This window comes from Acinetobacter sp. DMC2, assembly GCF_056314305.1.
The window spans coordinates 64,412-80,450 of the sequence record NZ_JBQUYP010000006.1 but is presented as its reverse complement, the minus strand read 5'-3'; the positions used below and the strand labels follow the sequence as shown (position 1 = coordinate 80,450).

General features: G+C 37.5%; 17 protein-coding genes. 8 read left to right on the top strand and 9 right to left on the bottom strand.

The genetic code is table 11. The annotated features are described in order from the left end of the window. Nucleotides 1-29 precede the first annotated feature (29 nt). The gene (locus ACT53H_RS13825; protein WP_312823582.1) at nucleotides 30-935 is read left to right on the top strand and encodes a LysR family transcriptional regulator; all 906 of its coding nucleotides are present in this window, start codon (nucleotides 30-32) and stop codon (nucleotides 933-935) included. On the opposite strand, the gene ACT53H_RS13820 is transcribed toward ACT53H_RS13825, so the two are convergent. Beyond that, nucleotides 928-1,230 carry a hypothetical protein gene (locus tag ACT53H_RS13820; protein WP_312823580.1) on the bottom strand — a complete coding sequence of 101 codons (303 nt, stop codon included), beginning with the start codon at nucleotides 1,228-1,230 and terminating at the stop codon, nucleotides 928-930. The two genes, ACT53H_RS13825 and ACT53H_RS13820, sit on opposite strands and share 8 nt — an antisense overlap. A 904-nt stretch (nucleotides 1,231-2,134) precedes the next feature. Here ACT53H_RS13820 and ACT53H_RS13815 point away from each other — a divergent pair. Further along, nucleotides 2,135-2,281: a hypothetical protein gene (locus ACT53H_RS13815; RefSeq protein ID WP_081399535.1), complete on the top strand. Its 147-nt coding sequence runs from the start codon at nucleotides 2,135-2,137 to the stop codon at nucleotides 2,279-2,281. 266 nt (nucleotides 2,282-2,547) lie between these two features. Then, a complete protein-coding gene (locus ACT53H_RS13810; protein WP_004793051.1) occupies nucleotides 2,548-2,976 on the top strand; it encodes a hypothetical protein in 429 nt (142 codons plus the stop codon). A gap of 90 nt (nucleotides 2,977-3,066) precedes the next feature. On the opposite strand, the gene ACT53H_RS13805 is transcribed toward ACT53H_RS13810, so the two are convergent. The 3 genes from ACT53H_RS13805 to ACT53H_RS13795 all read right to left on the bottom strand — a co-directional run bounded on the left by ACT53H_RS13805 (nucleotide 3,067) and on the right by ACT53H_RS13795 (nucleotide 4,475). Next, entirely contained in the window at nucleotides 3,067-3,384 is a 318-nt protein-coding gene (locus tag ACT53H_RS13805; protein ID WP_004793048.1) for a hypothetical protein, read from the bottom strand. 115 nt (nucleotides 3,385-3,499) lie between these two features. Further along, a complete protein-coding gene (locus ACT53H_RS13800) occupies nucleotides 3,500-3,718 on the bottom strand; it encodes a hypothetical protein (RefSeq protein WP_004793047.1) in 219 nt (72 codons plus the stop codon). A 280-nt stretch (nucleotides 3,719-3,998) separates the two neighbouring features. Next, nucleotides 3,999-4,475, bottom strand: coding sequence for a CinA family protein (locus ACT53H_RS13795; protein ID WP_238611079.1), 477 nt, complete (start codon nucleotides 4,473-4,475; stop codon nucleotides 3,999-4,001). 316 nt (nucleotides 4,476-4,791) lie between these two features. Here ACT53H_RS13795 and ACT53H_RS13790 point away from each other — a divergent pair, with 316 nt between their 5' ends. Together ACT53H_RS13790 and katE are read left to right on the top strand one after the other, a co-directional pair. Beyond that, nucleotides 4,792-6,210: an iron-containing redox enzyme family protein gene (locus ACT53H_RS13790; RefSeq protein ID WP_476009422.1), complete on the top strand. Its 1,419-nt coding sequence runs from the start codon at nucleotides 4,792-4,794 to the stop codon at nucleotides 6,208-6,210. Nucleotides 6,211-6,253: 43 nt separating this feature from the next. After that, nucleotides 6,254-8,398: a catalase HPII gene (gene katE / locus ACT53H_RS13785; protein ID WP_476009421.1), complete on the top strand. Its 2,145-nt coding sequence runs from the start codon at nucleotides 6,254-6,256 to the stop codon at nucleotides 8,396-8,398. Between the two features lie 58 nt (nucleotides 8,399-8,456). On the opposite strand, the gene ACT53H_RS13780 is transcribed toward katE, so the two are convergent. Together ACT53H_RS13780 and ACT53H_RS13775 are read right to left on the bottom strand one after the other, a co-directional pair. Further along, nucleotides 8,457-9,335, bottom strand: coding sequence for an SDR family oxidoreductase (locus ACT53H_RS13780; RefSeq protein WP_476009420.1), 879 nt, complete (start codon nucleotides 9,333-9,335; stop codon nucleotides 8,457-8,459). Between the two features lie 139 nt (nucleotides 9,336-9,474). Further along, entirely contained in the window at nucleotides 9,475-9,876 is a 402-nt protein-coding gene (locus tag ACT53H_RS13775; protein ID WP_476009419.1) for a DUF6367 family protein, read from the bottom strand. A 474-nt stretch (nucleotides 9,877-10,350) separates the two neighbouring features. Here ACT53H_RS13775 and ACT53H_RS13770 point away from each other — a divergent pair, with 474 nt between their 5' ends. After that, entirely contained in the window at nucleotides 10,351-11,847 is a 1,497-nt protein-coding gene (locus ACT53H_RS13770) for a KGG domain-containing protein (protein ID WP_476009418.1), read from the top strand. 60 nt (nucleotides 11,848-11,907) lie between these two features. Here ACT53H_RS13770 and ACT53H_RS13765 read toward each other — a convergent pair whose 3' ends face one another. Continuing rightward, nucleotides 11,908-12,141 carry a hypothetical protein gene (locus ACT53H_RS13765; protein ID WP_004793031.1) on the bottom strand — a complete coding sequence of 78 codons (234 nt, stop codon included), beginning with the start codon at nucleotides 12,139-12,141 and terminating at the stop codon, nucleotides 11,908-11,910. A gap of 286 nt (nucleotides 12,142-12,427) precedes the next feature. On the opposite strand from ACT53H_RS13765, the gene ACT53H_RS13760 reads away from it, so the two are divergent. Beyond that, a complete protein-coding gene (locus ACT53H_RS13760; RefSeq protein ID WP_005304277.1) occupies nucleotides 12,428-13,039 on the top strand; it encodes a LexA family protein in 612 nt (203 codons plus the stop codon). Nucleotides 13,040-13,109: 70 nt separating this feature from the next. Here ACT53H_RS13760 and ACT53H_RS13755 read toward each other — a convergent pair whose 3' ends face one another. After that, the gene (locus tag ACT53H_RS13755) at nucleotides 13,110-13,721 is read right to left on the bottom strand and encodes a LysE family translocator (protein ID WP_174727035.1); all 612 of its coding nucleotides are present in this window, start codon (nucleotides 13,719-13,721) and stop codon (nucleotides 13,110-13,112) included. A gap of 156 nt (nucleotides 13,722-13,877) precedes the next feature. Here ACT53H_RS13755 and ACT53H_RS13750 point away from each other — a divergent pair, with 156 nt between their 5' ends. Continuing rightward, on the top strand, nucleotides 13,878-14,333 hold the full coding sequence (locus ACT53H_RS13750) for an Lrp/AsnC family transcriptional regulator (protein ID WP_000376211.1): 456 nt from the start codon (nucleotides 13,878-13,880) through the stop codon (nucleotides 14,331-14,333). 56 nt (nucleotides 14,334-14,389) lie between these two features. Here ACT53H_RS13750 and ACT53H_RS13745 read toward each other — a convergent pair whose 3' ends face one another. Next, on the bottom strand, nucleotides 14,390-16,006 hold the full coding sequence (locus ACT53H_RS13745; protein ID WP_174727038.1) for a purine-cytosine permease family protein: 1,617 nt from the start codon (nucleotides 16,004-16,006) through the stop codon (nucleotides 14,390-14,392). Between the last annotated feature and the right edge of the window lie 33 nt (nucleotides 16,007-16,039).

The window sequence follows — 16,039 nt, the reverse complement described above, 5'->3', positions numbered from 1 at the left end:
GTGAATGAAATTCATAAATAGCTTTTGTTATGTCATATTTTGATATTAATCGGTCTGGCGAGTTGGCAATTTTTATTCGAGTGGTCGAGCTTGGAAGTTTCTCTGCCGTTGCAAGAGCTTGTGACATGACGCCGTCTGCGGTCAGTAAGTTAATTTCTCGGTTGGAAAAAAGACTTGGCGTAAGGTTGCTTAACCGTTCAACACGCCAGTTTCAGCTTACCAGTGAAGGATGTCAGTTTTATGAGCAAGGCATTCACATACTCAATAACTTAGATGAACTAGAACAATCAGTTACTGCAAATCATATGCCGCAAGGGCGAATTAGAATTCATACCAGTCTTTCATATTGGACGCATTTTTTATTGCCTTGTATTTCTCTATTTAACGAGTGCTATCCACAAATTGAATTAGAGGCGCATTTGAGTGATGAAGTCATTAATTTAGTTGAGCAACGGATTGATGTTGCAATTCGGACAGGGCCTTTAAAAAGCTCAAATTTGGTTGCTCGCTCACTCGGAAGCACGCAGAAACATTACGTCTGTTCACCTGCATATATTGAAAAGTATGGTTGTCCGCATCACCCAGAAGAGCTTTATGAACATCAGCTTTTAGATGTAAGTTATCAGCGCCAGAATAAAACATGGTTCTTTAAAAAAGACGAGCAAGAAATCACGCTTGCACCTACTCAAGTGCTGAGAGTAAATCATGGAGAAGCAATCTTACAGTTAGCACTTGCAGGTCTTGGCGTTGCACAGCTCAATGAGTTCCAAGTCCGAAAAGCTCTAGAGCAAAAACTATTGGTTAAAATTCTTGAAGACTGGAATATCAATGCTTCTGAAGAATTTCATGCTGTTTGGATAGGACATGACAAATATGTTCCTAAACGCGTAAGGGCATTTTTAGATTTCTTGGTAGAACAGGCAAAGATTAGTTAATTAAGTTTTTTCTGGCACTTAACTGACATTGGTGCATGGTTTCATTCATCGTTTCCACAAAGTGCATATCCGCATCAATATTTTGTAAGCTTACTTTAGGTAAGTTTTCTACAAATTGTGGCGAATAATGTTCTTCTAAAGAGTTATAAATACAGTTGCATTGTGAAAGTGCACGTCCTGCCCAAACACAATGTCTGTTAAATTCATTTTTACTGATAGATCTGCAACCTAATAAACTTATAGAACTTATTAATAGGGTGCACATTAAAACAATACGATATAAAAAAAACATCATAATTGCTCTTAGTTGGTTGTTGTTATCGTTCGATTTGGTATAGAGATGTTCTAATCTTTAATTGGCGTTAAATCTGGAGATTTTTTCCGTATAAAGATAAAAGTTTGGATAGGTGAAAAGATGGCAAGAATTCTTTAAAAGTGTTTTAAGCTGAACGATAAGATAATAAAGATGAAGAAAAATAAAATGATATAAAATAATAGTCATTAGAGACTCCTTGATAAAAGAAGTTACGCCCAATCACTGCTATTAATTATGGTGGTGAAACGAAAGAGGGTTAGCAGACTGATACCTAAGAAACCAGCACACCCGAAGGTGTCCCACTCCCGTTCCTCCGTCAAAGGCACGAGGGGCTCCACACCAAAAAACGTGTTTTTAGTGCACTTAGGTAGACGGTCTGCTAAAACCGACTGACAAAATAGGTCAGCGGGAGCATCATAAGCTGAGCGTTAAAGCGGGTCAATTGCAAAAATAAAAGATTGGTTTATATAAACAAATATTAATATTTTTAAATTTTGATTAATAAAATAACTGATTATTTGGTATTTAAAGGTTTGATTAATTATTATACCTAATCTTTATAATTGAGTTTTAATGTTTATATATCAAATATTTATTAATTGTTAATTTATATATTGTTTGTAATCATTGACTTAATAAGACACAAACTCGGAAAGGATGAATAATTTTACTTTCATGAATATGACAAACTGAAATAATTAGCTAATGCCAAAATTTAATTAAAATATCAATTGCAAGAATGATATTTTTTGATCATTTATTTAAGTTTGATTTTTACAAAAGCTTGCATAATCTACAAAAGTTAAGAGAACCACTGCGGTAGGTCAACAGAAGATAATGTTATTCATAAGCTTACATTTTAAGATTAATCATGGTGATCTCAATGTTAAGAATTTTTTGGGCAGTGAGTACAGTATTTGCAATCGCGATGGGTATGAGCGCTTGCCAAGATCGACATTCAACAGATGATGATGGAACACATGGCTCTAATGATCCGACCGTTCCTCAACAAATGGATAAAAACTCATAATTATTTCATCTAAGAAAACTCACTTTTACGTGAGTTTTCTTATCGTTAATTTCTATAAAATATGTAACACAATAAAAAACATAATTATATGAAAATATAAAATTAATCAATGAATTAGGTTGATATTATCTTTTGAATAATTTGTTGTTACTGAATTGTTTCGCTATTAAATTATAGTTTCAAAAAATTAATAAAATAAACACAATAAATTACTTATATTCATCCAAAATTCATTTTAATGATGAGAGTTTTATAAAGGTAAGGATATGCCCCAGTACTTAAGAATAGCTGAGAGAATCTATCAAAATGTTAAAGAAAAAAAAGGCTTTACAGATGAGCCTATGGAGGATCTTAACAATTTGATGATAGAACTCAGACATGAGCTTAAGGGGACAAAGCTTAAGCTTTTATACAATTACATTGATTTTGCTGAATTACTGATTAAACCCTTGCAAGAATCTAAAATTAAATTGGATTTAAGCCTTATTCCAAAGAGCAAAAATACACAAGAATTTGTACTGTGGCTTGCAGGTTTTATTGAAAGAATTACTACAGGCGGGCAGGAAAAATTACCGCCTATTCAAACTAAAGTTGCTTTACCTGACTACGCCTATGAAGAAACACATTCTTCTCCGGTAAAACCAGTTAATAATGGAGAAGAAATTATTGAATATTTTAAGAAAAAAGAAAGTTAAATAGTGATATATAAAAAAGAGCCTATTTCCGAGGGCCAATCGGAAGTAGGCTCTTAGTTTTGGACCAAAAGAGAATGTTATAAAAACAACTTATCTTCCATTCCATGCATCTTTAATTGCTTGTTTAGCATGTTCCCATTTTAAACGAGATTCAGCTTTGAGTTCTTCCCATTTTTGTTCCAAACCGCCTTCGACATCTTCAAACTGAGTGCCTTGTTCCGATTCAGCACGTGCACGATGACCTAATTCATAGGCTGTCGAAAAGTCTCGGTCATAATCGAGATCGGGAGTAGTAAGCTGAGCTTCTTGATAATAAGGACGAGTAAGGTAACTTTCGCGCCAATAAGTGTCAGAATAATTATGGTCGCCGGCTGGCAGTCGTGCGTGATCGCTATTTTGATCTGTCATCAGTTTTTCCTCATCTATTATTTAATTTTATGCTTATGGTAAATTTAGGAAGGTGAGGGCACCTTCCTAAATAAAATGAATGACCGCATCAAATGACATTTAAGTCAGCATCGGATTAGCGTTGCTGATTATTGTTATTTGAGTTTTGTTGGCCTGAATCTTTTTGATTCGAGCCTTGTTGTTGGCGGCGATTGTCATTTTGCTGTTGTTGCTGCTGATTGTTTTGTTGCTGTTGATTGCCGTTTGGCTGTTGCTGATTGTTACGGTTGTCATTTTGCTGTTGTTGTTGCTGTTGATTATCGCGTTGATTGCTTTGATTATTAGTAGTGCTCATCTTTAATTACCTCATATCATTTATGATGTGTGTTTTATCTGAGAGCTTCAGATAGCTTTATTAAAACATGAAAATTTTTAATGTGTAGCCTTGGGGTGTTACCCTATATTTAACTGTAACTTTGAAAACTAAATAAAACCTTGATTTCTATAAAGTGTAATTTTTATCAATAAACATAATTAATATGAAGATAGATAAAATTACATTTGGGCAAAATGGTGTTAAATAAATGCTATGGTCATTTCTAAATGTGTATATGTTATCTTTTATTAAAATGAATTTATTTTTTATTATCTAATATTATGTATTCTATATCTTTAGAAATGCAATAAATAAGTTGTCTAATTTTAAGACATGGTGGGCCTTTAAATAGTCTTCTAAAGTTATAAAAATTATTTTTATAATAAATAGAATAAAAAAAGGTGCCTACAGGTTTTTCTTTAGTCTCAGAACCTCCTTTTTTTAAGAGGCCTGTGCAGGCAATATAAAGATCGGCATGTAGGAGTTCTTTGCCTTTTTTGATCATCTCTATAGTGACTTGCATCGATTCAGGTGTATATTTTTCAATAAGTTCAGGTGAGATATGAAGTGTATTTTCTTTGACACGTAAGTCATAGCTGACTAAGCTTCCAATAAGAATATCACCTGAGTAGGGGCTTAAAGAGAAGCGATAAGCTAAATAGCCCGCCGAAGCACTTTCAAAAAGTGCAATTTTAATTTTTTCTTGTGCGAGTAATTTGCAACATGAATTAAACATTGGTTTTCTCCTTAAAACTGTTTTTAATTTAGTTATAAGATTATTTTTAATTTATTTTTGTTAACTTTTTAAACTTTATGATTTTTAAAGTAACTCAACTGTAATGTAAATTTATTGTTTATATATTTTTTATAAAAACAGATGGTTAAATAATTCTAAAGGTGAGAATGTAATTTTGTGTTATTTCTTATGTAATTGAAATTTAATGATTTTAAAATTATAGATTATTTCTTAATAACGTAATATAACAAAGATAGACTGGGATTATAGTTTAGCTGAAGTATGGTAATTTATATCTCACTAAAGGAGAATAGAAATGCCTGTTGTAGTGAAAGAAAGATTATTAGACTTATTACAAGATAATCAACAAAACTATTACGAATTATTTGTTTTTTTCCTTGATCCTGATATTTCTAGTTTTGAAAAAGAAAAGAAAGCAAAAGATTTTCTTAATGAAGAAATTGATAAAATAGATCAAAAGGAAATTGATTTTCCTGCCACTATAAATACGGTTAAACAATGGTGTGAGAATGATAATAAAGAAAATTGTGAATTATTTCAGACTTACCTAAACCGTAGACAAAACGGGGGTGAGAGAGAGTATTTTAAGAATGTTGGTCAGGCATTCGAATTTTTAATTAAGGTTTCTCCAACTAAAAAAGTAGATGGTGCATGGCTATATAGTTCAGTTCACTACTGGAATGATCCAGTTTTTCATGACCTCATTATTACTTATTTGGAAGAGCTCGGACTAGGTGAGCCGAAAGCAAACCATGTCTGTATCTATGATGACTTGCTACGTGGTCTCGGACTTGATAGTTTTGATCTGCTTTTAGAGGACGAATATTATCATAATGCCGTGATTCAGCTGGCGCTTGGTTATGCTCCACCTGAGTTCATTCCTGAAATTGTCGGCTTTAATTTAGGTTATGAGCAACTGCCACTGCACCTACTCATCAGTAATTATGAGCTTGCGGAACTGGGTATTGATTCTAAATATTTTAATTTGCACATCACTATCGATAACATTGATAACGGGCATGCAGATAAAGCAATTAAAGTTATAGAGAATATTTACGATAAATACAGAGATAAAGAACTTTTCTTTAATAAATTGAAGCGCGGTTTTGCGCTTAATGGTCATGGTGTTTCATCTTCAAAAATTATTAAAAATTTAAATCTTGAAGATTTAGTCCTTAAAATTTTAAAAAGAAAAGCGTTCGTGGGTCAGCTCATTCATAACGAAACTAGACAGTTTGGATGTAAAACGATTAACCAATGGTTATCAAATCCAGAAGACGTTAAAGGGCTGGTTACACATCTTATTGATCACAAGTGGATTAAATTTAATACCGACCCAGAACAGAGTGTGTTCTGGCGAATGATTAATGAAGAAAATGGAAAAATGTTTGGGGTATTTAACCCTGTAGAACGTCAAATTATTCATGACTGGATTGCAGGTAGTGATCATTCTTCTAACTTCTTGGCCTATAGCAGGGAATTAAAGAATAGCCAGCGCATTCAAGATTATCTCTTTAGCTATATTTCCGATGGCGAACTAGATGCACTCCAAGAGCGTGTTCAGAAATCACATGATCTTGCCATAAAAATTTGCAAGCTGACCCCGTTTTTGGCCCCAGATTCACATCATAAAAGCATTGGACTTTGGAGCACTCGTAAATACGTTGAACTCCTTTTTCCATATTTAAGTTCCTTTAACAAAACTAACTCTTGAAGTTTTTTAATTCACCCCACGTTTAACTTTAAAAACATAGGTAATGAACATGACTGATAATGTTAAATCAACAAATAAAACAAGTGAAATGGCTGGTGCTGACGCTGCAAATAAAGCCAATACTACCCAAAAAACTGAACAATTAGACTCAGTCAGAGACGATGCAACCAATGAAGCATTAACTACAAACCAAGGTGTTAAAATAGCGGATAATGAGAATAGCTTAAGAGCGGGTATTCGTGGTTCGACGCTATTAGAAGACTTTATTTTAAGAGAGAAAATTACCCATTTTGACCATGAACGTATTCCTGAGCGTATCGTACATGCGCGTGGTGTAGGTGCACACGGTTACTTTCAAGCGTATGAAGGAAATGAGCGCTTAACAAAAGCGGGATTTTTAACAGATCCAAGCATTCAAACACCAATTTTTGTACGTTTCTCAACAGTGCAGGGACCACGTGGTTCTGCCGACACCGTTCGTGATATTCGTGGTTTTGCGATTAAATTTTATACCCAAGAAGGTAATTTCGATTTAGTCGGTAACAATGCACCAGTGTTTTTTGTACAAGATGGTATTAAATTTCCAGACTTCGTGCATGCTGTAAAACCTGAACCAGATACAGAAATGCCAACAGGGGCAACTGCCCATGATACTTTTTGGGATTTTGTGTCTTTAGTGCCTGAGTCAGCACATGCAGTCATTTGGGCAATGTCAGACCGTGCTATTCCACGTAATCTACGTTCAATTCAAGGCTTTGGTGTTCATACATTCCGTCTTATTAATGCCCAAGGTAAATCTCATTTTGTGAAATTCCACTGGACCCCTAAACAAGGTTTAAGTGCTTTAGTGTGGGATGAGGCTCAAAAACTTGCAGGTAAAGATCCAGATTTCCATCGTCGAGATCTTTATGAAGCGATTGAGAATGGAGTTTATCCTGAATGGGAATTGGGTGTACAAATTGTCGAAGAAGAAGATGAAATGAACTTTGACTTCGATTTGTTAGATCCAACGAAAATTATTCCTGAAGAGTTGGTTCCAGTAACACCAATTGGCCGATTTGTTTTAAATAGAAATGTAGATAATTTCTTTGCAGAAACAGAGCAGGTGGCTTTCTGTCCAGGACACATTGTGCCAGGAATTGATTTTACAAATGATCCACTTCTACAAGCACGTCTATTTTCGTACACCGATACACAGTTAAGTCGTTTGGGTGGACCGAACTTCCATCAAATTCCGATCAATAAACCAGTATGCCCATTCCATAACAATCAACGTGATGGTATCCATCAGCATACGATTCACAAAGGGCAGGCTTCCTATCAACCAAACTCAATTGATAATGATTGGCCAGCAGAAACGCCACCCGCTGCTTCAAATGGTGGTTTTGAAAGCTATCCTGAACAGATTAGCGGACACAAACTTCGTCAAAGAAGTGAAACCTTTTCCGATCATTTTTCACAACCGCGCCTTTACTACAAGAGCCTTGCGCCTCATGAGCAAAAGCATGTGGTCGATGCCTATACTTTTGAATTAAGTAAAGTACAAAGAAAACACATCCGTGAGCGCCAAGTTCAACAAATTTTGGCAAATATCGATCTCGACTTAGCTCGACAAGTAGGCGCTAATTTAGGAATTGAAGTTCCTGATTTAACTCTAGATTATAAGAAAACCGCAGTTGAAAAATCGGCTAAATTATCTTTCTTGGCTTTCCCACCAGAAGATATTCAAGGCCGAAAAGTTGCTGTACTTATTCATAACCTTGTGAAGTCAGATACACTTGAAGCTATTAAAAATTGGGCGATTAAAGAAGGTGCGGTTGTTCATTTACTAGCGCCGAGCTTGGCTCCAGTAAAAGATCATAAAGACAACATTATTGTGGCTGATGGTATGCAAATGGCTGAACCGTCAATTGCTTATGACGCGGTAATCATTCCTGATGGCGATAACTTAAATGCTGTTATGCAAGATGGCGTAGCGCGCCACTATGTACTCGAAGCTTATAAACATTTAAAACCAATTGCATTTTTAGGAAATAAATCTGATTTACTTGAACCCCTAGGTTTAGTTGCCGATGAAGGTACCTTAGTTGAAAATGAATTCCAGCAAATTGCTGAAAAATTCAAAAACTTGATTATGGCTCATCGTATTTGGTCACGAGAACAAATAGCTGCTCATGTACCAGCTTAACAAATAAAAAAAAAGCCCTGAAAGCTTTAACTTTCAGGGCTTTTTTATATCTTAATGATTAGCCATTAACGATTTGACCACCGTTTACATGAATCACCTGACCTGTAATATAACTTGCATCATCTGAGGCAAGGAAAAGATAAGCAGGCGCAACTTCACTTGGTTGTCCCATTCTTCCCATTGGCGTATCTTTACCAAATTCTGCAACGGTTTCTGCATCAAAACTACTTGGAATTAAAGGTGTCCAGATAGGGCCGGGTGCTACACCATTTACGCGTATACCTTTTTTCTGTTTCATTAAATTGTTCGATAAGCTGCGCGTAAAAGTAGTAATAGCACCTTTAGTACTTGCGTAATCGATCAGCTCATCATGACCTTGATAGCTGGTAATACTGGTCGTGTTAATAATACTGTCGCCTTCTTCCATATAAGGAATAGCTTCTTTAGTAAGATAAAACATTGGAAAGATATTAGTTTTAAATGTCTTTTCTAACTGCTCATTACTAATACTTTCAATTTCCTTTTGTTGATATTGCACACCGGCATTATTCACTAAAATATTAATTTTGCCGTACTGTTGTAGAACTTTATCAATATCGAGTTTTGCAACATCTGGGTCAGAAATATCACCTTTTAATAAAAGACAATGTTGTCCTTCTCTTTCAACGAGTTGTTTAGTGATTTCGGCATCCTCGTCTTCTTCAAGATAAAGGATTGCAATATCGGCACCTTCCCGGGCAAACAATACTGCGACAGAACGACCTATACCACTATCGCCACCACTAATAACGGCAACTTTATCTTTTAACTTATCGCTACCTTTATGAGAACTTTTTATAATTTCAGGTTCAGGATGCATTTTTTCCTGATCGCCTGGTTGATGAGATTGAACTTGTGCAGGTGCGGATGTTGGATACTGATTTGTTGAGTTTTCCATACGTCAAATACCTCAGTTAAATATCTAATTTATAAATAGTGCGCTGTTACTACGTAAATATGAGTAAAATGAATTTTTTAATAAGTTGCCTTTGTTATTTTATTTATAAGGATGTAAAAAAATATTTTATATTTAAAAGTTAAATAATATCCATTAATTTGATTTTGTTCTTATCAATCATACTTTTAATAATAGATCTATTGCCTGTATCTTCTAGCCAATTTTCAATAGGTATATTATTGGATAAGTCTAAAATTTCTTTAATAATTTTTTTAGCACCTTCAATATTTTGTGTCTCTTTATTATTTTTAATAATAATATTATCAAGCAATAATTTTATATCTTCTTGTTTCATATCTTTTGATTTAATAATGTATAAGTCTCTTTGGAAGGGATGGCTTGCATGTGGGGGATCTAATCTATAACTCCATTCTTGATCATAATTTTGCCATGAATTCTTAGATTTAATATGACCTAATAGAATTTCGGGAATAGAAATATGGATGTATTGTAGTGTTGACTCTTGATCTTTTAATTGCATGGCTAAACTACTCAAATTGTCTTAATAAAATCAGTTTTAAATATTAATATTAATCTCTCAAGTAAATTTAATTTAAAAATGTAATGATATATATTATTGTTTTTTATTGAAAATAAGTGTTTTCATCTGTGTTTATTTAATTAGGTATGTTTCATTATTTTACTTTTTGTTTATAGATGGGTTGTTTTGTTGTTTGTATAAATATTTTAAATCTGTTTGTAAAAATATATTGTAATGTTCAGTTAAGTAATAATAAGTGATCTAATTATTTAAAGAGTAAAATATGAAGAAAAGTAAAATGTATAAATTCTTATTTAAATAATGAAGTTATAAAATTTTTACTCTTTCATTTTATATACATTTAAATTGATTGATACACAGCATCGGTAGGAAAATATTATAGATCTTCTATCTTAATTAAATCCGTTAATCAAAAGCGGTAGTGACTATAATTAAATATAGGAAGATATAACTATGGCTAATACTAGATATGAAGATGATGATAACAATAGTACAGGTACTTCAAATCGTGGATTTGCAAGTATGGATCCTGAAAGAGTCAGAGAAATAGCCAGCAAAGGTGGGCGAGCAGCCCATGCCAGTGGTAATGCGCATGAATTTACCTCTGAAGAAGCTCGTGAAGCTGGCCGAGCAGCGCATGCTAGCGGTAATGCACATGAATTTACATCTGAGGAAGCTCGTGAAGCGGGTGCCTTAAGCCATAGAAATGGTGGTCGCGGTCGTAGTCGCGATGATGACGACGATGACGATGATCGCGGTAGCCGTTCAGGTGGCCGAGGACGTGGCCGCAGCCGTGATGACGATGATGATGACAATCGCGGTAGCCGCTCAGGTGGTCGAGGCCGAGGTCGTAGCCGTGATGATGACGACGATGATGACGATCGCGGTAGCCGTTCAGGTGGCCGAGGCCGTGGCCGCAGTCGTGATGACGATGATGATGATGATGATGATCGCGGTAGCCGTTCAGGTGGTCGAGGTCGCGGTCGTAGCCGTGATGACGATGATGATGACGATCGCGGTAGCCGTTCAGGTGGCCGAGGCCGAGGTCGCAGCCGTGATGATGACGATGATGATGACGATCGCGGCCGTTCAGGTGGCCGAGGCCGTGGCCGCAGCCGTGACGACGATGATGATGACGATCGCGGTAGCCGTTCTAGCGGACGAGGTCGAGGTCGTAGCCGTGATGACGACGATGATGACGATCGTGGCCGTTCAGGTGGCCGAGGACGCGGTCGCAGCCGTGACGACGATGATGATGACGATCGCGGTAGCCGTTCAGGTGGTCGAGGCCGTGGCCGCAGTCGTGATGACGATGATGATGAAGATCGCGGTAGCCGTTCTGGTGGCCGAGGCCGTGGCCGCAGTCGTGATGACGACGATGATGACGATCGTGGCAGCCGTTCAGGTGGCCGAGGACGCGGTCGCAGCCGTGACGACGATGATGATGACGATCGCGGTAGCCGCTCAGGTGGTCGAGGCCGTGGCCGCAGTCGTGATGACGATGATGATGACGATCGCGGTAGCCGCTCAGGTGGTCGAGGCCGAGGCCGCAGTCGTGATGACGATGATGATGACGATCGCGGCAGCCGTTCAGGTGGTCGAGGCCGTAGCCGCAGTCGTGACGACGATGATGATGACGAGCGCGGCAGCCGTTCAGGTGGTCGAGGCCGTAGCCGCAGTCGTGACGACGATGATGATGACGATCGCGGCAGCCATTCAGGTGGTCGAGGCCATAGCCGCAGTCGTGATGACGATGATGATGACGATCGCGGCAGCCGTTCAGGTGGTCGAGGCCGTAGCCGCAGTCGTGATGACGATGATGATGACGATCGCGGTGGCCGCTCAGGTGGTCGAGGCCGAGGTCGCAGCCGTGATGACGATGATTATGATGGTCGTGGTCAAAACTCTCGTAATCAAAAACGTGATGCTTCTGGACGTTTTACGTCTTAAGCATAATGTTTTAAAAAAAGAAGGAGGCTTTTGCCTCCTTCTTTTTTAAATTTATTTACTTTACTGTGGGAGCAGTTGTAGTCCTTTTACAATATCAATGTACTCAGAACCGTTTAACCAAAAAGATTTTTTTAAAAATAGTGTCGTCATAATACTTTCGGCTGCTTCACTATCTGGATTTTCACAGAATAATCCATAGCTTTCACCTAAAACCGCATCATTTTCAATGAGGCGGATATAATAAGCATGTTGCTCATTTGCATAACCTAAAACCGCATCACGTTGATTTTTCATTTCGCATGTCTCCATACCAAAAACTGAATTTAACCAGAATGTTAAGTGTTCAGAATCTCATTTGATAAAAATCAAAAACAGTCAGCGATAAAGACTATTTCAAAATAGGTTTTGATTTTCTTCAAATTGCCATTTCGCTCAAAACATCCCTGTTAAAAGCAAAATGGATTAAAATCTGATCATGAGATTTATTGTTATGCAAAAAAAATATTTCGTCAACTTGAAAATGTAACTTTTTCAAGTTACATTGTTTGTGTAGGATTTGAACAGTGAAAAGGGAGGCAATATGCCAAAGAAGAAAGAGTTCGAGCATGGCGGTGTACGAGAAAATGCCGGACGTAAAGCACAGTTCAATGAACCCACCAAAGTCATTCGTGTTCCCGAGTCTCAAGTTAACTTTATCAAAAATTGGTTACTGAATAATGTCAAAACCAATAATTTAACCGACTTTAACTCAAAACTTAATGTTCAACAGGTCCACCCGAATAACGATAAAATTTACCACATTCCTTTGGCAACAGAACGTGTTGCGGCAGGTTTTCCTTCGCCTGCACAAGATGATATTGAGCAAGCACTCGATTTAAATGAATATTTAATTAGAAATGAAAATGCTACCTTCATTGTCAAAGCCAATTCTTTATCCATGCTAGACGCTGGAATTGATATTAATGATCCGCTTATTGTGGACCGTAGTATTCCCGCTAAATCGGGTGATATTGTGATTGCACTCATCGACAATGATTTTACTGTTAAGCGCTTAATGATTGATAGTCAATTTCAACCACCTAAAGTTTGGCTAAAAGCGGAAAATCCTGATTATCAAAATATTTATATTGAAGAGGGGCAAGAACTGGTGATTTGGGGAGTGGTGACTTATAACCTCAAACGAATGAGATAAATTTTTCTTATATTTTACTATTTAAGTTACTGACCTGAAATGGAGGCCAGTAACTTTTGTTGAATGACTTTTAAATTTGCCCAATCAATAAACATGTTGCGATAACAACCATCAAGCCACCTGAAAAACGGCCGACTAACTGTGCTGCTTGTGGTCTGGTTTTCAAAATAGCCTCTGAACCATAACCCACCATTAAGTAAATTATCGCGCAGCTAATCATGTGAACAACACCAAAGGCAAGAATTTGTGTTGTCACTGACCATGAAGCAGTAGTGTCAATAAACTGAGGAAGCAGGGCTAAAAAGAGCAAAAAAACTTTCGGGTTTAATCCACTCACGTAAACGCCTTTAGTTGCCCAGCTCAACCATGACTGAGCCTTTTCAGAACTAGACTCATTCGGAGTAGGAGGGGTAAGTAATAAGTTTATTCCCATCCATAACAAATAAGCAGAACCTGCAATTGTTAGGATCATGAGGGCCGTTGGATTATTTGCTACAAGCAAACCAACACCAGCCGCTACCAATAAAATCGTAATAAAGTGCCCAAATAGCATACCTGCGACAGCCGGTACGACGACTTTGCCCTTAATTCCTGCCGAAATAGCATAGGCCCAGTCTGCCCCTGGAGTAATAATAAAAAGAATGGAGACACTCCAAAATGCAATAAAAATGTTAAAAGCCATATGCTTATCTCGGCAAACTATTTTCCAAAGGTTTCGCTCGTGGTTTAGAAAAAATCCCTATTTATTCGAGCTTGTTGAAAATAATATGCTCATGTATTTAGAATGTGCTTTTAAATGTTTGCTCATATCACACTCATTTGGGGTAAATTTTTCTAAATGGATCGCACAGATAAAAAGATTCTTGCTGAATTGCAATTAAATGGCCGATTATCTATTACTGAATTGGCAGAAAAAGTAGGTTTGAGCATTTCACCTTGTCACAGACGAGTGAAGGCTTTAGAAGAGTCGGGCGCCATCAAAGGCTATCGGGCAGAACTCGACCCAAACTTAGTGGGATTTGAATTTTCAGCGATTGTTTTTATTACGCTTAAAGAAGGGGATAAACAGGCAGTCGAGAAGTTTGAAAATGCCGTAATTGATATCCCGCAAATTATTCAGGCTCAGCGCTTGTTTGGTGAACCAGATTATTTACTACATGTGGTCGCTAAAGATTTGCCGGCTTTTCAGCGTTTGTATGATGAAAAATTATCTGCTATTCCAAGTGTGCAACGACTCATCTCAACCATTGTGATGAAAGATGTAGTGCCTGAACGTTTATTTCCGATTGGCTAAGAATCAGCAGATATAAAAAAGAAGCTTTAAAGCTTCTTTTTTAGTTTCGAGAGTATTTAAGCGTCGAGTGTTTTACATAAAGAACAGATCGTGCCGTTATGTTTGTGAGAGAACATAATATCTGGGCGCTCGTAACCTTGCTCACATACGCGGCAGTGGTAAACCGTTGCAACTGGTGTACCTTCAGCATCGTAACGTGGTTCTTTAATACCGTCATCGTGTGACTTGATGTAGTATTTTCCTTTGGTTAATAAGCCCATGACTGGAGTTAAGACAAAAGCAAGTACAAGTGCGATAAGCGGTGAGTAAGGCGCCAAGAAACTACCAAGTAAGCCGAAGAATGCTGCAATCGATAAGCCTGCTGATACAAGGAACGCAACCATACCGACAGGGTTTACGTTGTAGAGCATGTCACGGCGATATTCTGGTTCTTTCGGTGAAAGTTTTAAAACATATTTGTTGATTGAAATATCTGTTGCAACAACCACAACCCATGCAATCGCAAAGTTTGAATAAAACCCTAAGATTTTACCCAGTACCGCAAACATGTTGCCTTCCATTAAAGCAAGCGCAATTGCCAAGTTCACCATCACAAACACAATACGTCCCGGATAATGTTTGCTAATACGTGTGTAGGCACTTGTCCATGCAAGTGAACCAGAGTAAGCATTGGTCACATTAATTTTAATTTGAGAAATAACCACCAAAATCACTGCAAGTGTTAAAGCTGCCCAGCCTGGAAGCATGTCATGAAACGCTGCATTAAATTGTTGAACAGGTTCAGTGCTGTTTACGCCCGGTATTTTAGTAAGTAAATAGAACCCTAAAAATGCCCCAATAATTTGTTTAATTGCGCCTAAAATCACCCAACCCGGACCCGCTGAAATAACCGCAGCCCACCATGCTTTGCTATTTTCTTTTGTTTTAGCAGGCATGAAACGTAAGTAATCAATTTGCTCACCAATTTGCATGATGAGCGATAAACAAATACCAGCACCTAACATGATTGCGGCCATGTCTACGGTTGCAAAACCTTCTTTACCTGTAAAAGTAGCAAATTGGCTAACTAAGGTTGGTTCTTGATAAATCAGGTAGGCCACAGGACCAATCATCAGAATGAGCCAAAGTGGAGTGGTCCAAACTTGTAATTTACTCAAGGCTTTCATGCCGTAAATGACGAGTGGAATCACCATAATGGTTGAGATGAGATAACCTGCCCAAAGCGGAATGCCTAAACCGAGTAGTAACCCTTGCGCCATGATTGAACCTTCAAGGGCAAAGAAAATAAATGTGAAACTGGCGAAAATGATACTGGTAAGAACCGAACCGATGTAACCGAAACCTGCGCCACGAGTAATCAAGTCAAGATCGATGTTATAGCGCGCTGCGTAGTAGGCCAAAGGAATGCCTGTTAAGAAGATAATAATCGCTGCAAATAAAATGGAGAAAACAGCATTGGTTGTTCCGTAAGACATACCAATACTGGCGCCAATAGAAAAGTCAGCAAGATAGGCAATACCACCAAGAGCAGTAATAGCGACAACTTTGGGACTCCAGCGCCGAAAGCTGTGTGGAGCATAACGTAAAGTATAATCTTCTAAGGTTTCATTCACTGCTTTTTGTGAATCTGTACCTTGCACAGTGTCCAGATTTGGATGTTCAGATACACTCATAACATCAATCTCCCAATCATTTTCGGTCAATCA

What these genes read in the sequence shown, in the direction of transcription:
- ACT53H_RS13825 (WP_312823582.1), top strand. Translation starts at nt 30, where the DNA reads ATGTCATATTTTGATATTAATCGGTCTGGCGAGTTGGCAATTTTTATT.
- ACT53H_RS13820 (WP_312823580.1), bottom strand. Translation starts at nt 1,230, where the DNA reads ATGATGTTTTTTTTATATCGTATTGTTTTAATGTGCACCCTATTAATA.
- ACT53H_RS13815 (WP_081399535.1), top strand. Translation starts at nt 2,135, where the DNA reads ATGTTAAGAATTTTTTGGGCAGTGAGTACAGTATTTGCAATCGCGATG.
- ACT53H_RS13810 (WP_004793051.1), top strand. Translation starts at nt 2,548, where the DNA reads ATGCCCCAGTACTTAAGAATAGCTGAGAGAATCTATCAAAATGTTAAA.
- ACT53H_RS13805 (WP_004793048.1), bottom strand. Translation starts at nt 3,384, where the DNA reads ATGACAGATCAAAATAGCGATCACGCACGACTGCCAGCCGGCGACCAT.
- ACT53H_RS13800 (WP_004793047.1), bottom strand. Translation starts at nt 3,718, where the DNA reads ATGAGCACTACTAATAATCAAAGCAATCAACGCGATAATCAACAGCAA.
- ACT53H_RS13795 (WP_238611079.1), bottom strand. Translation starts at nt 4,475, where the DNA reads ATGTTTAATTCATGTTGCAAATTACTCGCACAAGAAAAAATTAAAATT.
- ACT53H_RS13790 (WP_476009422.1), top strand. Translation starts at nt 4,792, where the DNA reads ATGCCTGTTGTAGTGAAAGAAAGATTATTAGACTTATTACAAGATAAT.
- katE (WP_476009421.1), top strand. Translation starts at nt 6,254, where the DNA reads ATGAACATGACTGATAATGTTAAATCAACAAATAAAACAAGTGAAATG.
- ACT53H_RS13780 (WP_476009420.1), bottom strand. Translation starts at nt 9,335, where the DNA reads ATGGAAAACTCAACAAATCAGTATCCAACATCCGCACCTGCACAAGTT.
- ACT53H_RS13775 (WP_476009419.1), bottom strand. Translation starts at nt 9,876, where the DNA reads ATGCAATTAAAAGATCAAGAGTCAACACTACAATACATCCATATTTCT.
- ACT53H_RS13770 (WP_476009418.1), top strand. Translation starts at nt 10,351, where the DNA reads ATGGCTAATACTAGATATGAAGATGATGATAACAATAGTACAGGTACT.
- ACT53H_RS13765 (WP_004793031.1), bottom strand. Translation starts at nt 12,141, where the DNA reads ATGAAAAATCAACGTGATGCGGTTTTAGGTTATGCAAATGAGCAACAT.
- ACT53H_RS13760 (WP_005304277.1), top strand. Translation starts at nt 12,428, where the DNA reads ATGCCAAAGAAGAAAGAGTTCGAGCATGGCGGTGTACGAGAAAATGCC.
- ACT53H_RS13755 (WP_174727035.1), bottom strand. Translation starts at nt 13,721, where the DNA reads ATGGCTTTTAACATTTTTATTGCATTTTGGAGTGTCTCCATTCTTTTT.
- ACT53H_RS13750 (WP_000376211.1), top strand. Translation starts at nt 13,878, where the DNA reads ATGGATCGCACAGATAAAAAGATTCTTGCTGAATTGCAATTAAATGGC.
- ACT53H_RS13745 (WP_174727038.1), bottom strand. Translation starts at nt 16,006, where the DNA reads ATGAGTGTATCTGAACATCCAAATCTGGACACTGTGCAAGGTACAGAT.